The following is a 21,079-nucleotide window of genomic DNA, read 5'->3' on the forward strand; positions in this document are numbered from 1 at the left end:
TTTTGTGCTTGAAGATTTGTTATTTTCAGAATTAAATTCAAATTCTTTTGGATTATTCAAATCAAATTTAAAACTATTTACATTGAATTTTAAATTTCCAGTAGTTAAAAAATTATTTGGTTCTAAAGTAAAATCAGATACTGAAGATATTAATTACATGCAAGAAATTCATAGTTTTTTTGATTTAGCTAGTTTTATTTAATACTTATAACCAATAAAAAACATAGAAAATTTCATTACTTTTTCTTTTTAAAATTTTATTAAAATGTTAAAATTATGAAAAAAATATTGTGGGTGTATGTGATGAAATTTCTAGATTTAATTTTATTACCAAAATTAGAAAAAACTGCATTTTTTGGACATGTTAGATAAATTTTCTAGAAACTTGATATGTTGAAGTTCTAAAACAAAAAAAATATTAAGTAAAATTTCATTATTTAATGACAAGTTTTTTAATAAAACCTCTGCTTTTTTAGTTAATATTCTCCAAAAAAATTAAAAAATAATAATTATAAGTTAAAAATTTATGCCTGTATAATAACAATTTCAGAATTATTCGCCTAAATTACTTTCCCTAGATTAATTTATACTATCTTAATCAGAATAATTGTGGAGAAAAAATGAACGTTTTCAAATTATTCAACTTAGCAAGAGCAAAATTCATACTAATATTTTTTATAATATTTATAAAAGAAGCAGGACTTTTAGTTCACATTTTTAGTTATAAATTTGTTATTGAATTTTTTTCCGAAGAAAAACCTACCCTTAATTTAGGTTTAACTTTGGTTATGTTGATAGCGCCACTTGGAATTTTTATCCTTTTTTCATTTCTAAGAGGTTGGATTTTCAGTATTTTAGAAATGGATATCAGGAATAAATTAAGCGATATTATTATTAAAAAAATTCAAAACAGCTCTTATTTTGACTTGAAATTTAACAGAAATTCTATGATTTCCTGGTTTAATTATGATCTTAGACTTGCTTTGGAAATAATTGGTAACTTTTTAAACATAATAACTCCACTTATATCAATTTTTGGCGCAATCTCATTAATGATAATTTTGTCATTAAACTGAAGTTGAATTTTGATTTTATCAACCATGATTTTAAGTTTAGTTTTGCTATTGTTTCAACAAAAAATTAACAAGTTTGCATCTGGACCTGTCATGAATCTATCAACAAATAGTGAAATTTTTTCACAGTATAATTTAGGGCTTCTTAATTCATTTAAATCATTTTATTTTCACAATAAAATAGAAAAATTTAAACAATTATTTTACACAAGTTATAAAAATTTTTCCGAAAAACAAATAAAAGAGTATAAAAAATTGACAAAACTAAATCTTTGATTAAGTGTTTTATTTAGTATTTCAGTAGCATTTATCATTATGGAACTATCAGTTTTAACATTTTATAATTTTTATAGTTTGACGGTTTTTCTATCACTACTTTTATATTCAAATCGATTGCATTCTGATATTGGAGGTATCGTTCTTGCATTATTTTCATACAAACAATCATCATTTTTGTTTGACAAAATTGTTGAAGATAATAATTTGTCAAAACAAAAAGTAATGATTGAAGAACCTATCAATAGTATTAAATTTCAAAATGTTAATTTTAAATTTGAAGATCAAACTATCGTCGATAATTTCAATTTTATTTTCGAAAAAAATAAAAAATACTTGATTTCAGCACCAAATGGCGCCGGGAAATCCACCCTAATTAAAATAATTTCCGGAGTTTATGACACTTACGAAGGCAAAATCTTAATAAATAATAACTATGAGCAGAAAGAATTGAACCAAAAATATCTAAGAGAGCAAATTGGACTTATTGATAACCAAAATTTAATTTTTAATACAAGTCTGAAAAACAACATTACTTTATTTGCAGAAAATCCTGATTATCAAAAGTTAAATTCAATTCTGAAATCACTAGAAATTGACTTTGACCTTGAAGCCCAAATTAGTTCTAATAATCTTTCAGAAGGTCAAAAACAAAAAATTGTTTTTGCACGACTCCAATATTCTCCTATTAAATTTTGATTAATTGATGAAGCTTTTGATAATATTCAGAAGGATTATTCAAATATTTTAATAGGTCAATTGTTAAAAAACCCTGAATTAACTATTATTTTTGTTAGTCACCATATAAGTGATTTGCAAAAATTAGGCTTTGATGAAATAATTAACCTGGAGAAAAATAATCATGAAAAAAATAGTTAAATTACATATTTTTAATATTTTTTATTCACTTTTTATATTTTGTCTTACTGGTCTTTCGGTGGTTACAAAAAGATTTTTATACCAGGCTTTATTAGACAATAACCAAGTTCAAATGTGAATTTGGTTAGGGTTAGATATGTTTGCAATTATAATTAACTCTCTTTTATCAGTTATTTATAATTCACTTTTTACAAGAATTTTTGGACAAGTAAGTGCGGTAAAATTAATTAAAGAAAAATTGAGTATATTTAACAATTTATCATATAAAGAATATGTTAAAAATACGCCTGGCAACTATTTTTCATTGTTTTTTAATGAGGCTTTCACAAAGGGCGAGTCACTTTTTTCATTTTTATTTTATATTATTTCTTTAATTTTTCCAATTATTGCGATTTTGGCGACTATTTTTTATATAAATCCAATAATTGGGTCAATAGTTCTTGGTTTGACTTTGGCTTGAATTAGTTTTCCTGTTTTTTTTAGAAAATTTTTTAGTCAAAAAATTAGACAACAACTAGATTCACTTGAAAATTTAAACAGTGAATTTAGCGAAAAATTAAATAAATTTGAGGCATTTTTATTTTTCGGTAAAATTCACTTACTAAAAAAAATCCTAAAACCAACATCAAAAAACGCAAGTTTTATGCAAAGAAGATATAGATTGTGGGATCAATTTAATTTAAATATAAACTTAACAATTCGCAAATCATTTTTAATTTTAACGGATTTAGCAATCATTTTTTTAGGAATTTATTATGAAAATCCAGCATCAACAATTATTGCTTTGGTAACTATCAATAGCGCCAATCAGTTATTTATCAATGAATTTAACACTTTTATTGTTCTGGTTGTTCAATATTTATCACTGAAAAAGCAATTTAAAGATTCTAAATTAAACGAAAATAAGCCTAAAACAAACATGAATTTTGATGATTTTACAGAAAAAATTCATAAAATTAGCGTCAAAAACTTGAATTTTGACTATGAAAATAAAAAAGTGCTAGAAAATATTAATTTTGAAATTATCGGTGGCAAAAAATATTTGCTTCAAGGCGATAATGGCTCTGGAAAATCGACGTTTTTAAAGATTTTAATGGGTATAGAGCGCGATTATAAAGGTGAGATTCTTTTCAATTCAACTAATTTAAAAACCATTTCTGATAAAAATATTATTCAAAATATAAGTTTTATTGATAATAATCCGGCCTTAATTGAGGGCAATTTAGCTGAAAATATTAGTTTTTATTCAAAAACTAATCTTGAAAAAATCAATGAATTAATTAATTTAGTTAATTTAAATGACCTAAAAGACAAAAACTTAATTAATTACCAAGAAAAAACAGATCTATCAGTTGGACAAAAACAGTTAATTAATTTTGCAAGTCATGTTTTTGAAACAAAAAAAATATTAATTATCGATGAAGGCTTTTCAAATCTTGACAAATCAAATATTAATAATCTTATAAATTGGCTACTTAAGCAGGATGTTACCCTCTTGTTAGTTTTGCATAATTTAGACAAACATTTAATTGAAAAATTCGATTTTTGTCTAAAATTTTAAAAATGACAATTTATAAAATAAAAAATTTCTTTTTTTTAACTTATCAAGTAAAAAAAAGAAATTTTTTGTTCATCAAATTCTGGAATATTAAGTATTTTGTGTAGCTCTCAAATGAAATAGATAGTCAAAAAATGTTTTAATAGTACCTAGGTCAAAATTAGTAATATTAAAATAAAATATTTTGTTATTAATAGGTGGATGTGGTCTATTTCTATTTTGTAAGTTTGACTTTGCTTATATGTTCTTTACATGCAACATCTATTAAATAGCTTTTTTACTACTTATTTTATTTATTATAGTCTGGGTTTTAAAAGCGAATGCAATAACTAGCTCGTTAGAATTAGAAATCAATACGACCTTTTGGAAAAGGTTCGTGTTTGTCGTTAAACACTGATTTGTAAAAGTGATCTGGTGTACTTGGGAATGTTACAAGTTCTAGGTCTTTATTTTTAAATTGATCTTTATTTTTAAATTGATCTTCTCAATTGTTTAGTATTACTTTTGAAATATCAGCAATTAAATTTCCAGAAAAATTTAATCGTTGAAGTATTTTAGAAAGTTCGGTAATTTGGGTTTGGTGGGTAATTCTAAATTCGGCAATAAGTCCATCAAAATAAACCTCGCAAAGTGCTATTCTAATAGGTGTACTTTGTAATTGTTGATAAGTAAGGTTGTAAGGTTTTAATACGATAACTTTTTTTTCGAATGCATACCATTGTTCATAAGCAACTTGATACATGTCTGTAGGTTTAAGATATAATCGCTCGTTTATTTTAAATGTTTTCATTATTTAGTTAAGTCCTCCAAATTATGAAGTTGTTCATTTTTTTACTAATTTATAGCTTAAATCTATAAGTGTAAAAATGTAGTGGCAATATTATTTTTTTTATTGTAGTAATAAATTGTACAATAAAAAAAAAAAAAAAAAGTAAGTAAGTTAGTATACTAATTTTAGACGCATTCAAAAAAAGATTGTCAAAATGAAACAATACAAATTCGCAGTTGAATAGGAATTTAAATACATTAAAATGCCGAAACTAAAGGATTAAAAATTGAATTTTACCTTTTTAAGAAAAATTTAGACAAATTTACAAAATAAATCAAAAAGTAAAAATCTCCATAAACAATGAAATTTGCATATATATGGTAATAATTTGATAGCAAATTGGCAAAAAAAGTATTATAATAATGGTATGAAAAGTCCAATAAGTGCTGGTGGGAAAAACAAATCTCCACGCAAACCAAAAAAGAAATATACAATTAACGATCTTTCTGAAAATGATCGTGTAATTTATCAAGAAATAGTGGAAAATATTCTTAGAAGATCAGGGATTAAGCACGCAATTGTTGTTGAGGAGCTTAAAAAACGAAAACAAGAACAAGAAAAATATAAAGATAAAATCGAAAATAGCACTAGAATTTCTAGTATTTTAAATGTTAATCGTACTTCGATTTATGAAAAAATAAGGGTGAAAAAACCACCAAAGGAAATGATTTATGATGAAAAGTTGCTTGAGTGAATTCGTAAAACTTTCATTTTAAATCAAAAAGCAATAGGTCGCGACGCCCTATATAAGATTTACAAAAATGAGGGAAATTTTGTATCCACGTACGTGTTTCATAAACACTACCAATTTTTAGGAATAAAATCAATTGGTTATAAAAGGAAAGGAAAACCAGCGCCAAAAGAGTAAAAGTTTTGCGAATTTAGGTTGAAGATGATATCAAAAGTGAATTTATTTCAAAAATTTTGGTGAAAAATGGTTTGCTGATATTAAATTTATAAAAATTAAGGTTGAATCATAAAATGTGAGACAAACTTTAATGAAATATAAAAAAATGTGCTAAATTTACTTTATAATTGTGTTTGAAAATAATTTTTTCGGAGTTTTACCCCTTGATTTTATAAATTTTTTTAATAGTATAAAAATTTATAAAATTTATATAATTTTTTTTATTTTTTTAGTATAATTAAATTATTATGAGTGTACTTACTATTTCGAAAAATTTTAAATTAACGCATATTGAAAAACTAATAATTCGTTTCATAGAAACAAAACCACAAAAATTTGTGGAACTGACAATTAATGAACTTGCTGCAATTTTATTTATTAGCGTTGGAACAATTACTCAATTAACTAAAAAGCTTGGTTTTAACAATTTTAAAGAACTAAAAAAATTCGTAATTGAATGACTAAAAATCGATAAAGATAACAATTTATATAATGAAAATGATGAAATTGAGAACATAAACCTTCTTTATGCTCACAGTATTGAAAAAACTTTGGCAATTTTAGATGTTGATCAAATTAATCGAATTGCTAATATGATGTTAAAAATGGATAAAATTATTGTTTTTGGTGCTGGCGCATCCGTAATTGCCGCAACTGAATTTACAAATAATTTAAGAAATTTACACTTAAATGCTTTTAGGGCAAATTCAATCACTGATATTGCTGCCTGAGTTGATTCACCTATGAATACTTGTTTATTTATTTTTTCAACTTCTATGACTTCAAAAAGTGCACTTACGATTGCTAAACTATTAAAGCAACAACAAATTTATACTATTTTTATTACTTCTAATATTTCACTCGAGCCGACTCAATATTCAGAAGTTGTTTATGTTGATAATTTAGAGCAAAATAATAGTCTTTTTTCAATTGGTGCAAAAATATCCCAACTTTTTGTGGCAGACTTATTAACTACAAAGCTTCAAAGAGAACTAAACGTTAACCGCTCAGATTTATATACCGAATTTATGCGTGTTTGGCATAGAAAAACTAAATTTGACTAGTTTTTGTATGTTTTTCTTTAAATAAATGTTTTGCATTTTCAATGTCTTGATCTTTCAAGACATTGTTTTTTTTTGAATAAATAAGGCGAATTTGCTTGATAATCTCAAGAAAACCTAAATGTGTATTTGGGTGTTCAAAAAAATGAACACTTCCGGTTGTGCTATCAAATTCTATATGAATAATGACCGGAAATTTTATATTTTCTTTTATATTAACAAAATAACCAAGATAAATACCAGAGGCAGGACAAATTAATGATGAGTCTCAAGTAAATTTTCCTTCTGGGCTAATGGTCATGCTAACTAAAAAATTTGAAGACAAAAACTTATTTAAATTTTCAAAGTCACCAAATTCAAGGAAAAGTTTTAAATTTTTTGTTGAAATTTTTTTATTATTTTCGGCTAAATGATCAATAATTTTAGTTTTGGCGAAGAAATTTTGCAATTTCTTCGAATTTCAACTAGCGTTTTTACCAAAACTAAAATTTTTGCCAACAACAAAAAATTTAGCCCCATAATTTAAAAAAATTTCAATAAACTCTTGGCCATCAAGTTCTTGCATTTTGGAATCAAAGTCAAAAATTAAAATATTATCAACTCCAGAATTAGCCATCATTTGAATACGAGCATCAAGATCAGTGAAATTTTTTCCTGTATTTTTTGGCAGTTTTGATGGGTCTCTAATCAACATTAAGATAACGTTTTGCCCTAAAATTGTTGCATTTTTAAGAAGTTCAAGATGGCCTAAATGAAATGATTCAAATCCACCCAGAACAAAAACAGGATCAGCAAAATCAAATTTTGAGCTTGGATAATAAAAGACTTTTGTCATTTTAATCAATTATGTTTAATTCTATTGCCTTAAGGTAAACGCCAAAAGAATCTACAGGCGGGGCAATATCTTTTGCAGCTTCTTTTACCTCTGGAACTGTTGAGTTTTCCATTGCAACACCAAAGCCAACATTTTTTAACATTTTAGTGTCATTTCGTGAATCACCAAAGGCGATAATTTCGTGAATTTCAACATTATGCATTTTTGCAAGAATTTCTAAAGTTTCCATTTTGTCAACGTTTTTTGCGCCAATGAAAAATCCTCATGATCACCTTGAGCTGACGCTAACATTTAGATTATTTTTTTGTGCAAATTCTTCAAATTTTAACTGTATTTCAGAAGTTGTGTCCTGGTCATCAACAACTGTAAAAATGTGGAAATTATTCTTAAAATTACACATTTTTAATGGCTTCATTCGATCAAAATATGGACTTAAAAACTTTGAAGAATGTTGTGGAAAGTAGTTTGAGGTATAAATTCACTCAGAGTCCATAATTATGTAGCGAATTTTGTGCTGATCGAAAAACTCAACAATTTTTAAAAAATCACTGATTTTAATAGGATTTTCGTAAATCATTTGCTTTTTTTTGAAATCAAAAATGAAAGCACCGTTGGCTCCAATGAAGTAATCGACATTTTTTGCATTAATTAATTGCCCAATTGTCACAAAATCACGCCCAGTTACAAAAGTTGTGATAATATTTTTCTCTTTTAATTTTGAAAAAAGTAAGTTTATTTTTTCAGGAATTTCTTGACCACCATGAGGCACAATTGTATCATCAATATCTGTTGCAAAAATTTTAAATTTATTCATTATAAGCCTAAATTTTTATTAAGTTTTTAACTTTGTTACCAAAAATTTTTTTTGGTATTAGTTCATTATTAATTATTTTGCCAAAACCAACTAAATGTTCATCAAAAACAAGTTGAATAAATTCGCTGTCTTTGGTAAAATAATTAATTTTCTTACCACGAAAAAGTTCAATAAGTTGATCTAAATTGACTAAAATTTGTGGAAAATCAAGGAAATTCTGTATTTTTAAAGGTAAATTAACAAATGAAAAATCAAAATTACCGATTTTAACACGCTCTAATTCAGACAAATATCCACCGGTTTTCAGCATTTTACCCAAATCATTAGCCAGTGAACGGATATAACAACCTTTTGAAACTTCTCAGAGTATTGTTGCGATTTGTTTTTCTTCATTAAATTCTAATAAAATGGTTTTAGATATTTTTATTTTAATAGGCGCTAATTCTATATCTTTACCATTTCGCGCATATTCATAAGCACGCTTCCCGCTAATTTTTTTGCTTGAAAAAATCGGCGGAACCTGTAATTCTAGCTGTTCTAATTCTAGCAATTTGGACTCGAGCGCTGCTTTAGTGACTCAAGTTGCGGATTTACAGGCAAAAATTTCCCCATCTATATCAAAAGTTGTTGAATAAAAACCGAAATTGACTTGGGCAATGTAAGTTTTGTTTTCTTGATCTAAATAAGGCAATAATTTTGTATCATCATCAGTAGCGACTAATAACAAACCAGATGCAAAAGGATCGAGAGTTCCTGAGTGACCTGCTTTTTTGATTGAGTTTATTTTTGCTCATTTTCTTAAAAAAGTCGCAGAACTAATATTTTTTGGCTTATAAAGGAATGTAACCATTATTATAAAAATAAAAAAATCAACTAAAAGTTGATCTTAAGCTGGTGCGCAAGAAGGGACTTGAACCCTTACGCCCGAAGGCACTAGAGCCTAAATCTAGCGTGTCTGCCATTTCACCACTTGCGCGCATAACTTAGAAACTCTATCTAAAAAGATGGTGCCACTTATAGGAATCGAACCTACGACCTTTCGCTTACAAGGCGACTGCTCTGCCTGCTGAGCTAAAGTGGCTAATGGTGGAAGATAAGGGACTTGAACCCCTGACCTTCGCCTTGTAAGGGCGTTGCTCTCCCAGCTGAGCTAATCTTCCAATCTTTGGTGACCCGTACGGGACTCGAACCCGTGAATCCATGGATGAAAACCATGTGTGTTAACCGCTTCACCAACGGGCCAATGGCGCCGATTGCGGGGATCGAACCTGCGACCAACTGGTTAACAGCCAGCTGCTCTACCGCTGAGCTAAATCGGCAAAATAAAACCAAAAGTAATTATACTATAAAATTTTATTTTAACAAGAAAATTTTTAAAATTTTTTTCTTGTTAATGTTTATCATTGATTGCTCGGAAATTTATAACTTTACGATTCTTATAAAATCCACAAAATTGACAAACATGATGTTGTAATTGTTTATTAGAACAATTACTGCAATTCACAAGGTTTGGCAATGTTAATGCCGAATGAGAATTTCGCTTATGTTTTCTTTGCTTGGAGGTTTTTCGTTTCGGAACTATAGCCATTTTTTTCCTTTAAAAATAGAAGAAATTATTTGTAAAATTTATCTATTTCCTGACAAACCTTGTCAGTTCCAGTTACTCTGTAAGTAATTTTCTGGCGATTATTAATTATAACATAATCTTTTAATTTTATTGAAAAAATTTCTGGAATTTTTTTAATAACGTCTAAATAAGTGTCAGGAATATCATTTTTATCTAAAGATAGCGTAATATCTCGATATTTAAGTTGCGAATTATCATATTGCTCGAACTTAACAAGTTTATTTTTCTGTTCAAGATCAATTTTTGAAACAATTATTTCAAGAAAATTGATATTTTGGTAGTCATATTTTTCACTTATTTGTCCAACTCAGCCAACTAAAGTATTATTTCAATAAATAAATTGGGACACTGAAGGATTTAGAAATTCAGATTTGGCCGGCTTAAAACTAAAGTTATCACTGTATAAAATTTTTAAATGATCTTTGAGAGTTTCAAGATTATAAACTGTCGAAGCCATAGCAAAAACTTGATGTTTCTCAGAGACACTACCTGTTTCATAAAGACTAATATCAGTCATTTTTCGCTTAACATTATATTTTACAATTTTTGCTAACTGTCAGGCAAGCGAATATCTAATTGTTGTATGTTCTTGGGATGTATAAGTCGATAAAGTTTGAGTTTTTAGATTTAAAGGATTAAAATTTTCTGACTGGGAAATTAAAAGGAACGAATTAGCTTCAAAATAACCTAAAGTTTTTAGTTGGATTGGCTTTGGATCAACAACAGAAATTGATCTCTTTACTTTAGCTAATTTTTTGTTTCCTAATTTTTCAAGTCCATAAAATCTAAGAAAATCAGCTGCATAATCGGCAAAAAATTCAATGTCAACACGATAAAACGGCGCTAAAAAACTCTGAGAGTTAAAATTATAATAGATTTTCTCAAGAATTGAGTTAATTTTTTCAAAATCTTTTTGCTCAAGTTCAATCCCTAAAATATTTTGGACTTCTTGAAGTCCAAAATTAATGCTAGATCTTTGGTCAAATTGATTTTTGTCAAAATTAATTGGTGCAGAAAAATTAATCCCGTGTTTTTCAAGGAAAAATTCTAAAAAAATAAAGCTTAAAAGTGTTGTTCCTTGACTGTAATTTTTTGCCAATTGTCTTGCTGAAGGACTGCTTAAATTAAAATTATGATTAATTTGCCTAATTTTTGCAGAGTCAAATTTAGGCATTAATAGGTATAAATTTTGATCTTTTTCTATTGGTTTTTGGAATATTTCAGGAATTAATACTAATTCATCATTGTTTCAAAATTGGAAAGTAGCAAATGAATTTTGAATTTCCGGTAATTTTGTTTCTTGATAAGTCAATTTAATTTGGTCTTGATTTTTATTTGTTTGTAAAAAATAAGATGGCTGACCTGTATAAATTAAGACAAAATTAGCAAAATTTTGGTTTAAATCAGTAATTTTAACACCTGATTTTAAAAGTAAAAAAATATCTACTAAGCCAAGATTAGGAACTTTTTCAATCTCAATAGCAGCAACTTTTGACTCATTTTTTTCAGTAATAATTTCTAAATTTGACTTATTTTTGCCATCAAAATTTAGTTTGTCAAAGTCCAAATCTAATTTTGTGCCAAAAAAAGCAGCAAGTTCAATTGCTATTACTAAATAAGAATTTGCATCTGGCCGGTTTCATAAAAGTTTGATATCTAAAATTAGGTCAGATAATTCTAAAATTTCAAGCGGATTTTGTTTTAGATCAAAAATTGGATCCAAAACAAGCACTCCTTGATCTAGTTCTGGACTTAAAAGTTTAGTGCTAAATCCTAATTCACTAGCTGAAACTAGCATTCCTTCAGAAATGTGACCACGCAATTTTTTAGCTTCAAAAGTTATTTTTCCATTTGTTGAACCAGGAACAAAAGCTAAAACTTGCTTGTCTTTTTGGACATTTTTTGCTGCAGTTTGAATTTGTCTTATTTTGTCGTCAAATTGAACTTGACAAATCGTTAAATTGTCAGCGTTTTCATTTTTTTTAACTTCTAGAATATTTCCAAATTTTATGCCGGAAATTTCGTTTAGTTTTGAAATTTTATCAACTTCAAAACTAAGACTAATCAAAGCATCAATCACTTTTTCGTCGCTAATATGATCAATATTAGCTATTTTTTTTAATCTTCTTAATGAAAAAAGCATTTTTTTACCTATCAAAATTGTTTTAAAAAACGTAAATCATTTTTATAAAATTCACGAATATCACTTATCCCGAATTTAATAGCAGCTAGTCTTTCAATCCCAATTCCAGCGGCAATTCCGTAAATATTTTTATCAGTAAATCCGGCATTTTTCATAACTTTCGGGTGTAAAAGTCCACATCCTAAAACCTCAATTCAACGTCCTTGATAAAAAATATCTACTTCAAAAGAAGGTTGCGTAAATGGGAAATATGATGGCCGAAAACGGGTTTCTAATTTTGTTTCAAAGACAAATTCAAGCAAATCACTAAGCAATCCTTTGAGATGTGAGACAGTGTATTTTCCGGTTGCAACTAAATCTAATTGATTAAATTGATGAGAATGAGTAGAGTCTTCTTCGTCGTTTCGGAAAACTTTTCCAAAAGAGAAAAAAGCTCGCTCTTGATTAGGATATTTTGCAATTGCTTCAATTGAAACACCAGTTTTATGAGTTGCCAACAAATTTTCGTTATCAAAAACAAGACTTTGAGTTGGGTCAAAAGCAGGGTGAGATTTGTCAATATTTAGCTTTACAAAATTTTTCTCAAAAGTTGTCAGTTCATCAGATTTAATGTGTTCAAAACCGTAGATAGATAAAAAATCAGTAATTCTTTTAGTTAAAAGTGATATTAAATTAAGTGAGTTTGGCATGATCTAAGAGTTTTAAGTTTTAAAATGTTAAAATAGAAAGAGATTTAAATTAAATAAGGTAAAATTATAGCATAACTTACAAAAGCAAAAGCAAAATTTTATTTACTTTTTTAGCAAATAAAGCAAAAAAGTTGCTAATTTTCTTATTTTATGTTTTAAAAATCAATTTGCTTTTATTTTTAAACATAAAATTAATAATAATAGCAGTTCTATGCCAAAAAGCCAAAATATGCTATAATTTATTAATTTATTAAAATTTAGGAGTGGACTATGAATTCATCAAGTTTAGCAGCAAAAATTAAAAAAAATAAAAGAAAAGTGTTAATTTTGTCATCATTTTTCACAGGATTAGCTTTTGTTGGAATAACAGTCGGAATTAGTTTTACATTTAAATATAACGGAAAACATCCGCGCGAAGAAGTCCAGCAATTTGTAAAGAAAGTAAAATATGTTGCATTTAATCCTGAAAAAATAAGCAAAAATAGCGATTTTTCTGCAATCAAAAGTTTATTATTTGACGGAAATGCTCTTAAAAACACGATTAAACTTGATGAGTATTTGATTCCTTATTATTTTAGTGAAGATTCAAAACAACTTGTTAAATTTGAACAGCAAAATGAAAAAGCTAGTTCGCCAATTTTAGACTTTGTTGATTTAAATTTTGATGATTTAAATCAAAATTTTATTATTAAATTTAGAGCAAGACAACAAATAACTGACCAAAATTTTGCACAGTCAGATTTTGTTTTATATCCTGTTTCTTTTTATGACTCAAGAAAATTTTTGAAAGCAGATTTTAACTTTGCGCTGCAAAAAATTACAAAAAAAATAGAAGATGCAGTTTCTAATTTCAATACGACAATATCGAATTTTTCTGAGGAAAATTCGAATTTAGCGCAAAATAATTTATACCGAGCATCAGATTTTGCCGCTAAAATTAATTCTAGCCAAAATTCTTCAGAAGTTGAAAATAGTTTAGGTCAAATTTTTCCAAAACTTACTGATTTAATTTCTTCTGTTAAAAATTCAAAAGAAAATTTAATTCCTGAAACAAATGCCCAAATTTTCGATATAAATTTTGCAAAAGATGCCTCAACCAATCAATTTGTTAGTGTTCAAAACAATATTGTGACAATGTTTTTGCAGGCTAGTTTGACTCAGTCAGCACTTGATCAATTAGGCGATAATTTTGAAAATAATGGAAATAAAATTATCGATATAAACCTTGAATCCAAAGATAAAAAATCAATATTTTTGGATGTTAATGATTTTTTTGCAAATCTCAAATTAAAACCATTAATTTATAATACAGAGGAAAAAGATAATAAACTTATTATAAGCAAGCAAAATCCTTTTGATTTTTTTGCAAAAATAAAATTTGAATCCAACCCTTTTTTAAAAAATTCAAGCATTAAAGACTTGATAAACCCATTGTTAGCTGAAAATTTATCTCTAGATTTTGGTAATTTTAATAAGTCAATCCCTTCAGATAAACAAGGTATTGATTTTATTTTTGACACACCAAATGCAAAACTAATAAATGACAACGGAAAATATATTATCGAATTACCGTATAAAATTGTCTTAAATGAGTCTTTTTTTGATAATAATTCAAACGAAATTATCAATGAAAAGGAATTAATTTTAAGAATTGAAGGATTTGGTTTGCCTATAAATTCTAATGCTGCTTCTGGAAATGCTTTTGGTAATTTTTCTATTCCTGGAACACAAAAAGGGATAATTTATCAACAAAATCCACTTTTTGATAATAAAAGTGCTAATTTAGCTCAATTTATCTCAACTTTTGGTGAACCTGTTTTTGCAAAAGTCCCGTTAAATAAAGAAGAATTAGACAATTTATTACTAAAACAGGATTATAAAGCCTTGGCCGATAAATTGAGTTTGCCTTCATCTTATAATTATAATTTTGATAACTTTGAGGCAAAAGTTAGATCTTGAGCAGGCAAAACTTTGATTCCTAACCTAGACGATATTTCCCGTTTTAAAAAGTTTGAAACAATAACTAGTATAAATTCCTCAAATTCATCTCAAAATTTAACAGTTAGTTCTTTAGTTTCAAATACTTTTTTTCAAAATCCATCTGATGTAGCTGCTTTTTTTGCAAACTATATTCAGCAAGAACCGAATAAAATTGCTAAAACATTTTTTGAATTAGCTAAATTTTTTGGGCTTCTTAATCAAAATCGTTCTTCTTTGCAACTTTTTGATGATGATTTGCAGGAAGATATCTTTAAAAAAGCAGCAAAAATTAATCTTGATAACAAAAATATTCAAGTTTTAAGCTTTAATAATCATTTTGAAGATGTTTTTAATCAAGGCTTTTTTTCAACATTATTTTTACCCCAAACGATAAAAACTCAAATTGGTGATTTGAAAGAAAAATCAACTTCAGATGTTTTAGCAGCATTGAAAGATCAAGAAATTTTTAAGGAATCTAACGCTCATTTTGATCTTAATCAAATAAAGGATAATTACAAAAAAAGTGTTAAATTTTCTACTCTTGCTGATGTTTTATTAGCTTTCTATTTAAAATCAGCCCAGTTGAGTAATTTTTTGGCATGAGAAAAAATAGATTCAAATTTAAATTATGAAATAGTTTTTAAAAAAGGCAATGAAATTTCAAAGCAAACTCTCGAACAAGAAATTAAAAAAATAACAGAGCAACCTAAAACTGAACAACAACAAACTGAAGGACAGGCCGAAGAGGCTCAACAGGCTGAATCGACTGAACAGACTGTTCAGTCTGAAGGGACTCAACAGTCTCAACTGCCCCAAGAATCTCCGCAAAATTTACCAAATAATCCAAATTATGAATATTTAACACTAAATTTTTATTACAATATTGGGGATGAAAATACTAACAAATTTTCCCTTCAAACACCTGTTAGAAAAATTTTGATTAATTTATCTACCGAAAAAATTGATCCAAAAGTTTTAGATCAAGAAAAACTCAATTCACTAGCAGACTCAATTCCTTCTGAATTATTGAATTTTGAAGTAAATGAAGAAACATTTAAAAAAATTAGTCAATCTCAAACTAGCACAACTGGACAACAAAGTGGTCAAACTTCACAAATTTCATCATTAGAAACCGATCTTAATAATTTGAAAAAAACTAAAGAATATTTTTCAAAACCATTAGGAAATGACCAACTAAAATTTGATATATTTCCTAGTTTCGAAAATTCAATAAAAACAGATACAATAAGTTTTTTACTAACAGTTTCTATTCTTGATAAAAATTCTCAGACTCAAAATTCTGGCGAAAATAACACAAATCAAGCCGAAGTTTTAGCCTCACGCAGTTTAAAAATTTCAGTAAAAAAATCAAATAATTCTCAGTCATCCACTTCAGGTCAACAATCAAACTAACGAGGTCAAAATGAAAAAGTTCTTCAATTTTAAGCATTTTTCAAGTAAAACATCAAATATAGTTATCGGAATTTCATCTTTAACAATAGTTAGCGGGCTTGCTATTTCAATTCCCTTAGGAATTTATTCTTATAACCGTTCTTACTATCAAAAATTAAATGAAGAAATCCAAACATTGAGTTTAGATCAAGAACAAAATCCTTTTAAAAATGGGCTAGCTGGTTTGTTTGATAATTTGACGGTTAAAGAAGATTTTAAAAATTTAACCGCTTTTACCGCACTAAATTTGGCAAAAAGCAAAATTTATAATTTTGACCTTTTATCATTAATAGATCTTGATAAATTATATGAAAATGAATATCAGATTACTTATGATTTGATAAATGCGCAAGTTAGTGGAAATTCGATAAAAAATATTGTCTTATTTTTAAAGTCAAAAAATGACAATCAAATTTTTTCCAAAGCAATTGATATCAAAAATTTTGCTGATGAAAATAAAGTTGTTGATTTTTCTAAATTTGAAATTGATGAAAAAAAGTCATCAATTAATATAGACTCAAAAAATTTAATTAGTTTTGCTGAATTTAAATCGAAAATTCAAGCAAGTTTCAGTGGGGCTCAAGCCACAGAAAGCCAAAAATTTATTGCATTTGAAAAAGCACTTTTAGCACTCAAAGGAAGTTATAATTTTGTAAATAGCTTAGGAAATCCGTCCTTTATTCGCAATGGTTTGACTCTTGAACCGACAATTGTTGACAATAATCTTAGTTTTTTTTCTGAAGCTGGTAAAAATTACCTTAATTTTGAGTTAATTGACGGGGATAAAAAAACTCCAATTCAGCTGGAAATAAAAGGAATTGCAACTGATCAAGAAATTGAATCAGAAATAAAATTTTGAATAAATGATGAGTTAATTCCTGAAATAAAATTAAAACCTGAAATACAGCAAGACCTTGTTAGCAAAAATTTATCACTTGGATCATATTTGTATTCAACTCAAGATGAAACTAACAGATCACTATCAAAAAATTTTTCAGAATTATTTAATTACACTAGCAATGAATTTAGTTTAAATACTAATAAATTAAAAAATTATTTCGTAAATATAGATATTGTTCTTAAAGATTTGTCGGAAATTAGTGAACAAGATCGGCTAAATTTAATTAAAGACGGAAAAGTTCGTTTAAGTTTAAGCGGAACCTTAACAAAAAGAGACCATCAAAAATTTATAAAAGTTTTAGATTTTAAATTGAATACCGATATCAAACCTGACCTAAACGAATTTTCACGTATTTTTGCAAAGAATTTACCTCAAACTAAATTACAAAATTTTTCTGTGCCAAAAGCTTCAAATACTCCAGCGCTTAGTTCGGATAGATTAGTTCAAATTTTTAATGAAATTAAGGAATCATCTAATCAAATTGACACCAAAAATCCTAGTGAAAAATTAGTTACTCAACTTTATTTGCTTGATTTTGGTAAAAATCCAACTAAGGATTCGCTTGAAAAGTATAAAAAAGAGTTAATAGAAATTTCAGAAAGTTCAAAATCTCAAGCAATTCAAGCCCAAACTTTTTCAGATTCAGAAGAGCAGAAAAATGAAAATCAAAGTAAAAATGAACCATTAACTTTGGGAAAATCTATCTGAAAAGCTTTAAATTTACAGCATAATTTTATTTCACTTGATGTTAAACCAGAAATAAATTTTGAAAAACAAAGTGATAATTTTGTCATTGAATTTTCACTGGTTTCTACTAAAAACAACGAAAAATTGGCCTCTTCAAAAATCCAGATTAATAATGTTTTAAGTTCACAACAAAGTGCCTTTGATGTTGTTTCCAAATTTTATCCAACCTTTTTCCTTGATGGAAAAGCCAGTTTTTCCCAAGCTTCATCAACTGAATTGCTAAAAATTCAAGACTTATCTGATAACGACATTCATTTTCAGGATAGTAATTCTATCGAAAATAAGCTAACCCACAATGGTTTTGAAATCAAAAAAGCCTTTAAATTCATGGATAATTCGCCAAAAACCGAGAATACTTCTAGTTCAACTGAGCAACCAAAAACAAATCCCGCCCCATTTTCAAGAGTCAATTCAGGAGTTGTTTACTTAGCTTTTAGACCAAAAAATATTAATGATTATAAAAAACATTATTTACTTTCAGATTCAAATGGTAGTGGACTTTTCATTCAAAAAGTTGGAAGATCTAAATATGTTGAAAAATCAAAACCAATTGAAGGGAAAATTGGAGGTGGTAAGGTTTGAATTAATCCCAGTCCTTCAATAGATACCAAACAGGCTGATGCAAAAATTGACGAATATGTTATTGGTTTTGATTTTCAACAAGTCGAAGATTTTAAATCGTATAATAATCATTTTCGCCAGGGTCAAAATTCACTGCATTTAGGATTAGAATCATTTTCAACTTCTTTAAAAGAAAAACAAGCTGTTGTTCTTGGTCATAATTCTTGAAATATAAAAAATAGGTTTTTTTCGGCAGATATAAATGAAAATTCTACTGGATTTCCGCCTAATTCTGAATATCGCCCATCAATGGAAATCGCAAATCGTACAGATGAAGGCCGTTTTTTTTCACAAGAATTTCGAAATTCTTCGCCATTTGTTGGCCAAAAAATTAATCCAATAATCGAACAAGACCAGGATATTCTCCTTGAAATTATTAAAACTCCTTGATCTATTGAAATCACAGCTTATTCTTCGTCAAATAATCAACTAAATTCGCCATTTTCAGTTAGTTTAAATGCTAAAACAATTTATAATATAAACCATTTAACTCACGAGTGAACCCCATTTCCTAATTTTTTCAATCTTGATTGATCTCAAATTGGCCCTAATCCTGAAAAAATGACAACTAATACTGGCTTAGATGGATCAGATTCAACTCAAAGTCAAGAATCAAATGCCTCTATAATTCTTAAAGGTCTTGCTGTTTATAACGATTCTCAATTGACTAGCCCGTTAGGAAAACCAGCTCGCGAAGAAATTAAACGTTCTTTTATTAATGCATATTTAAAATAAAATCTTTGCACCTAAATTAGTAGAAAAAATTAACAAAAGTGGTTAATCAAAATCATAGATAAAAAACTAGTTGTCTTAATTTTCTCTACTAATTTAATCAAACTTTTATTTTAAGATGTGCAAACTTATGAAAAAAAATAATAAAGAAATAAGAAAATTGAAAACATTTTTAATCACTTCTGGTTCAATTGTTACACCTTTAAGTGCAGTGGCCTTTCTAGTTGCTTGCCATGAAAAAGAACAACCAAAAAAAGAGATAGAACAAAAACCAAACACTCCATCAGATAGTACAAAAGAAACAATAACTACTCCATCACAAAATAACCCGCAAAATGGCCAACAGAATTTTGCCCCTCATTTCAATCCGAATTTTATACAAACAGGAATAGAAAATGCTAAACGCTTAAGAAAACAACAAAAACAAGAATTAGCATCTAATTTAGCAAAACTAACAGATGCGCAAGCATATGAAAAGCTAAAAAACAGAACTTTTGCAATCGCTTTCAATAGCGTTGACAAAACAGATGAGAACAATCCTGATGATGTTGTCAAATATGAGCCGACAGGAACAGGTTGATTGTTAGATGCTGCTTATAATGAAAACAAGACGGAAGTAATGTTGTATATTGCTACAAATGCTCACGTTTTTGCTAGATCTTTTAACACTTTAGATTCAAAATATAAAGACACTTTCCCTGAATATTTTACTGAGCCAAACAAAGGCAAAAAAGTAGATAGCTTTATTATTGGTGTGCCAAAAAAAGAAGCTAACATCCAAGCAATTGATAATAACTCAAAACCGGATGTAAACAATACTCCCGTTTACTTTATTAACAAGCAATCAGGAGGAGGGAGAGAGATTGGTATTGAAGGAATTTTTGATAATCCCAAAACTGTCTTTGTGGCTTTAAATATCTTTGATAATCAAATAAATGAGCAACTAAAACAAACATCGACCGCATCTCCTGGTAGTCAAAAAATAAACAATGGAATTGGTAAAGATTTTGCCGTTTTTGGACTAAAAGTTAATTTAGCAAAATTAGATGAGTTCATTTCAAAAAATGATGCAAACAAGGAAAATCTTCAATTATTCAAAGAGCATATCGAAAAGGCGATTGTAGACATCGAGCAAGATATTGCTAAGTTTCAGACACAACAGTATCCAAATCATGACAAAAAGGCAGTGCCTTATATAAGTTATGATTATACCTCAATTTATCAAAAAGGTATTGCTGAGCCAGAAAAATTAGGAATTAGCGAATCTGCCATTTTATCTCCTAATACCACAAAACTTTATTTATTAGGTTATCCAAGCCTTGATGGACAACAATTTTTGATGAGAAATTATCCAAAAAACTTAACTAACAAGGCTTTTGCAATTTCCAACGATAGTTTTAGCAATGGTTTAGTGCTAAATGACATCCTCAGCCCTAACAGAAGTTATTCTCCTTTTGGCTTTATAACCTTTATTGAAAATAGTGGACTATATTATGGAGCCTCTGGGTCGCTCGTCATTAACGATTATGGCTTACCTGTTGGTATTTATTCTGCTGTTCAAACCAAAGGAGGTAATTTAGACATTAGTGGCAAAGCTGGTTATACTCCTTTTATCCAAATTGCTGATTTTGACTCTTATGGACTAGCACACAACTTAATTGATGGTACAAATAAAAAACTGTTTCCCAAACAAGAAAAATCATATCGGCAAAACTTAAAAAAATTATCTGAAAATGAAGGTGAATTTAAAGATTTTCGCAAAACTTTACTATTTCCAGATGGCCCTTAATACTTAAAAAACTAAAATTTTAACTTAAAAAGTAAAATTATTAATTTTTAAACTACTTTTTTAGTTCAAAACACTGACAAAATCATAAAAAAATACAACTACTATTTAAACTCAATGCAAATAGAAAACTCGTTTTTATTTGCATTGAGTTTAAAAAAACATGTGA

General features: G+C 27.7%; 15 protein-coding genes and 5 tRNA genes. 8 read left to right on the top strand and 12 right to left on the bottom strand.

Features of this window, described 5'->3' with window-relative positions:
- Window positions 1–4 precede the first annotated feature (4 nt).
- The 3 genes from R7X45_RS00720 (at window position 5) to R7X45_RS00730 (ending at window position 3,789) form a co-directional block, all read left to right on the top strand.
- Complete coding sequence (locus tag R7X45_RS00720; protein ID WP_318055543.1) at window positions 5–202, top strand: hypothetical protein; 198 nt, start codon at window positions 5–7, stop codon at window positions 200–202.
- A gap of 418 nt (window positions 203–620) precedes the next feature.
- Window positions 621–2,228, top strand: a complete 1,608-nt coding sequence (locus tag R7X45_RS00725; protein ID WP_318055544.1) for an ABC transporter ATP-binding protein — start codon at window positions 621–623, stop codon at window positions 2,226–2,228.
- Window positions 2,212–3,789, top strand: coding sequence for an ABC transporter ATP-binding protein (locus tag R7X45_RS00730; RefSeq protein WP_318055545.1), 1,578 nt, complete (start codon window positions 2,212–2,214; stop codon window positions 3,787–3,789). Before R7X45_RS00725 ends, R7X45_RS00730 begins: the two co-directional genes overlap by 17 nt.
- A gap of 340 nt (window positions 3,790–4,129) precedes the next feature.
- Here R7X45_RS00730 and R7X45_RS00735 read toward each other — a convergent pair whose 3' ends face one another.
- Complete coding sequence (locus R7X45_RS00735; RefSeq protein ID WP_318055546.1) at window positions 4,130–4,528, bottom strand: hypothetical protein; 399 nt, start codon at window positions 4,526–4,528, stop codon at window positions 4,130–4,132.
- A 454-nt stretch (window positions 4,529–4,982) separates the two neighbouring features.
- Between R7X45_RS00735 and R7X45_RS00740 the strand changes: the two genes are divergently transcribed.
- Together R7X45_RS00740 and R7X45_RS00745 are read left to right on the top strand one after the other, a co-directional pair.
- Window positions 4,983–5,483, top strand: a complete 501-nt coding sequence (locus tag R7X45_RS00740; RefSeq protein WP_252262765.1) for a hypothetical protein — start codon at window positions 4,983–4,985, stop codon at window positions 5,481–5,483.
- Between the two features lie 287 nt (window positions 5,484–5,770).
- On the top strand, window positions 5,771–6,586 hold the full coding sequence (locus R7X45_RS00745; RefSeq protein ID WP_318055547.1) for a MurR/RpiR family transcriptional regulator: 816 nt from the start codon (window positions 5,771–5,773) through the stop codon (window positions 6,584–6,586).
- On the opposite strand, the gene R7X45_RS00750 is transcribed toward R7X45_RS00745, so the two are convergent.
- The 11 genes from R7X45_RS00750 to R7X45_RS00800 form a co-directional block, all read right to left on the bottom strand.
- Window positions 6,573–7,418 (bottom strand): FAD synthase, encoded by an 846-nt coding sequence (locus R7X45_RS00750; RefSeq protein WP_318055548.1) that lies wholly within the window; start codon window positions 7,416–7,418, stop codon window positions 6,573–6,575. The two genes, R7X45_RS00745 and R7X45_RS00750, sit on opposite strands and share 14 nt — an antisense overlap.
- A gap of 1 nt (window position 7,419) precedes the next feature.
- Window positions 7,420–8,232 (bottom strand): YcsE-related riboflavin metabolism phosphatase, encoded by an 813-nt coding sequence (locus tag R7X45_RS00755; protein ID WP_318055549.1) that lies wholly within the window; start codon window positions 8,230–8,232, stop codon window positions 7,420–7,422.
- Between the two features lie 7 nt (window positions 8,233–8,239).
- Entirely contained in the window at window positions 8,240–9,082 is an 843-nt protein-coding gene (gene truB / locus R7X45_RS00760) for a tRNA pseudouridine(55) synthase TruB (protein WP_318055550.1), read from the bottom strand.
- A gap of 42 nt (window positions 9,083–9,124) precedes the next feature.
- Window positions 9,125–9,208 (bottom strand) — tRNA-Leu (locus R7X45_RS00765).
- A gap of 29 nt (window positions 9,209–9,237) precedes the next feature.
- Window positions 9,238–9,313, bottom strand: a tRNA-Thr gene (locus R7X45_RS00770).
- 3 nt (window positions 9,314–9,316) lie between these two features.
- Window positions 9,317–9,392 (bottom strand) — tRNA-Val (locus tag R7X45_RS00775).
- A 6-nt stretch (window positions 9,393–9,398) separates the two neighbouring features.
- Window positions 9,399–9,474: transfer RNA gene (locus R7X45_RS00780), tRNA-Glu, on the bottom strand.
- 2 nt (window positions 9,475–9,476) lie between these two features.
- Window positions 9,477–9,551: transfer RNA gene (locus R7X45_RS00785), tRNA-Asn, on the bottom strand.
- Window positions 9,552–9,622: 71 nt separating this feature from the next.
- Window positions 9,623–9,820 (bottom strand): 50S ribosomal protein L32, encoded by a 198-nt coding sequence (gene rpmF, locus R7X45_RS00790; protein WP_010320856.1) that lies wholly within the window; start codon window positions 9,818–9,820, stop codon window positions 9,623–9,625.
- Window positions 9,821–9,845: 25 nt separating this feature from the next.
- Window positions 9,846–12,002, bottom strand: coding sequence for a phenylalanine--tRNA ligase subunit beta (locus tag R7X45_RS00795; protein ID WP_318055551.1), 2,157 nt, complete (start codon window positions 12,000–12,002; stop codon window positions 9,846–9,848).
- A gap of 8 nt (window positions 12,003–12,010) precedes the next feature.
- Window positions 12,011–12,691 (bottom strand): hypothetical protein, encoded by a 681-nt coding sequence (locus R7X45_RS00800; protein WP_069099377.1) that lies wholly within the window; start codon window positions 12,689–12,691, stop codon window positions 12,011–12,013.
- A gap of 270 nt (window positions 12,692–12,961) precedes the next feature.
- Here R7X45_RS00800 and R7X45_RS00805 point away from each other — a divergent pair, with 270 nt between their 5' ends.
- The 3 genes from R7X45_RS00805 to R7X45_RS00815 all read left to right on the top strand — a co-directional run bounded on the left by R7X45_RS00805 (window position 12,962) and on the right by R7X45_RS00815 (window position 20,913).
- Window positions 12,962–16,084: a P97 family adhesin gene (locus tag R7X45_RS00805; RefSeq protein ID WP_318055552.1), complete on the top strand. Its 3,123-nt coding sequence runs from the start codon at window positions 12,962–12,964 to the stop codon at window positions 16,082–16,084.
- A gap of 10 nt (window positions 16,085–16,094) precedes the next feature.
- On the top strand, window positions 16,095–19,127 hold the full coding sequence (locus R7X45_RS00810) for a P110/LppT family adhesin N-terminal domain (RefSeq protein ID WP_318055553.1): 3,033 nt from the start codon (window positions 16,095–16,097) through the stop codon (window positions 19,125–19,127).
- Window positions 19,128–19,254: 127 nt separating this feature from the next.
- Window positions 19,255–20,913: an MIP family Ig-specific serine endopeptidase gene (locus R7X45_RS00815; RefSeq protein ID WP_318055554.1), complete on the top strand. Its 1,659-nt coding sequence runs from the start codon at window positions 19,255–19,257 to the stop codon at window positions 20,911–20,913.
- The last annotated feature ends 166 nt before the right edge of the window (window positions 20,914–21,079 follow it).

The sequence above is a fragment of the Mesomycoplasma ovipneumoniae genome (genome assembly GCF_033343935.1).
GTDB lineage: Bacteria > Bacillota_I > Bacilli_A > Mycoplasmatales > Metamycoplasmataceae > Mesomycoplasma > Mesomycoplasma ovipneumoniae_G.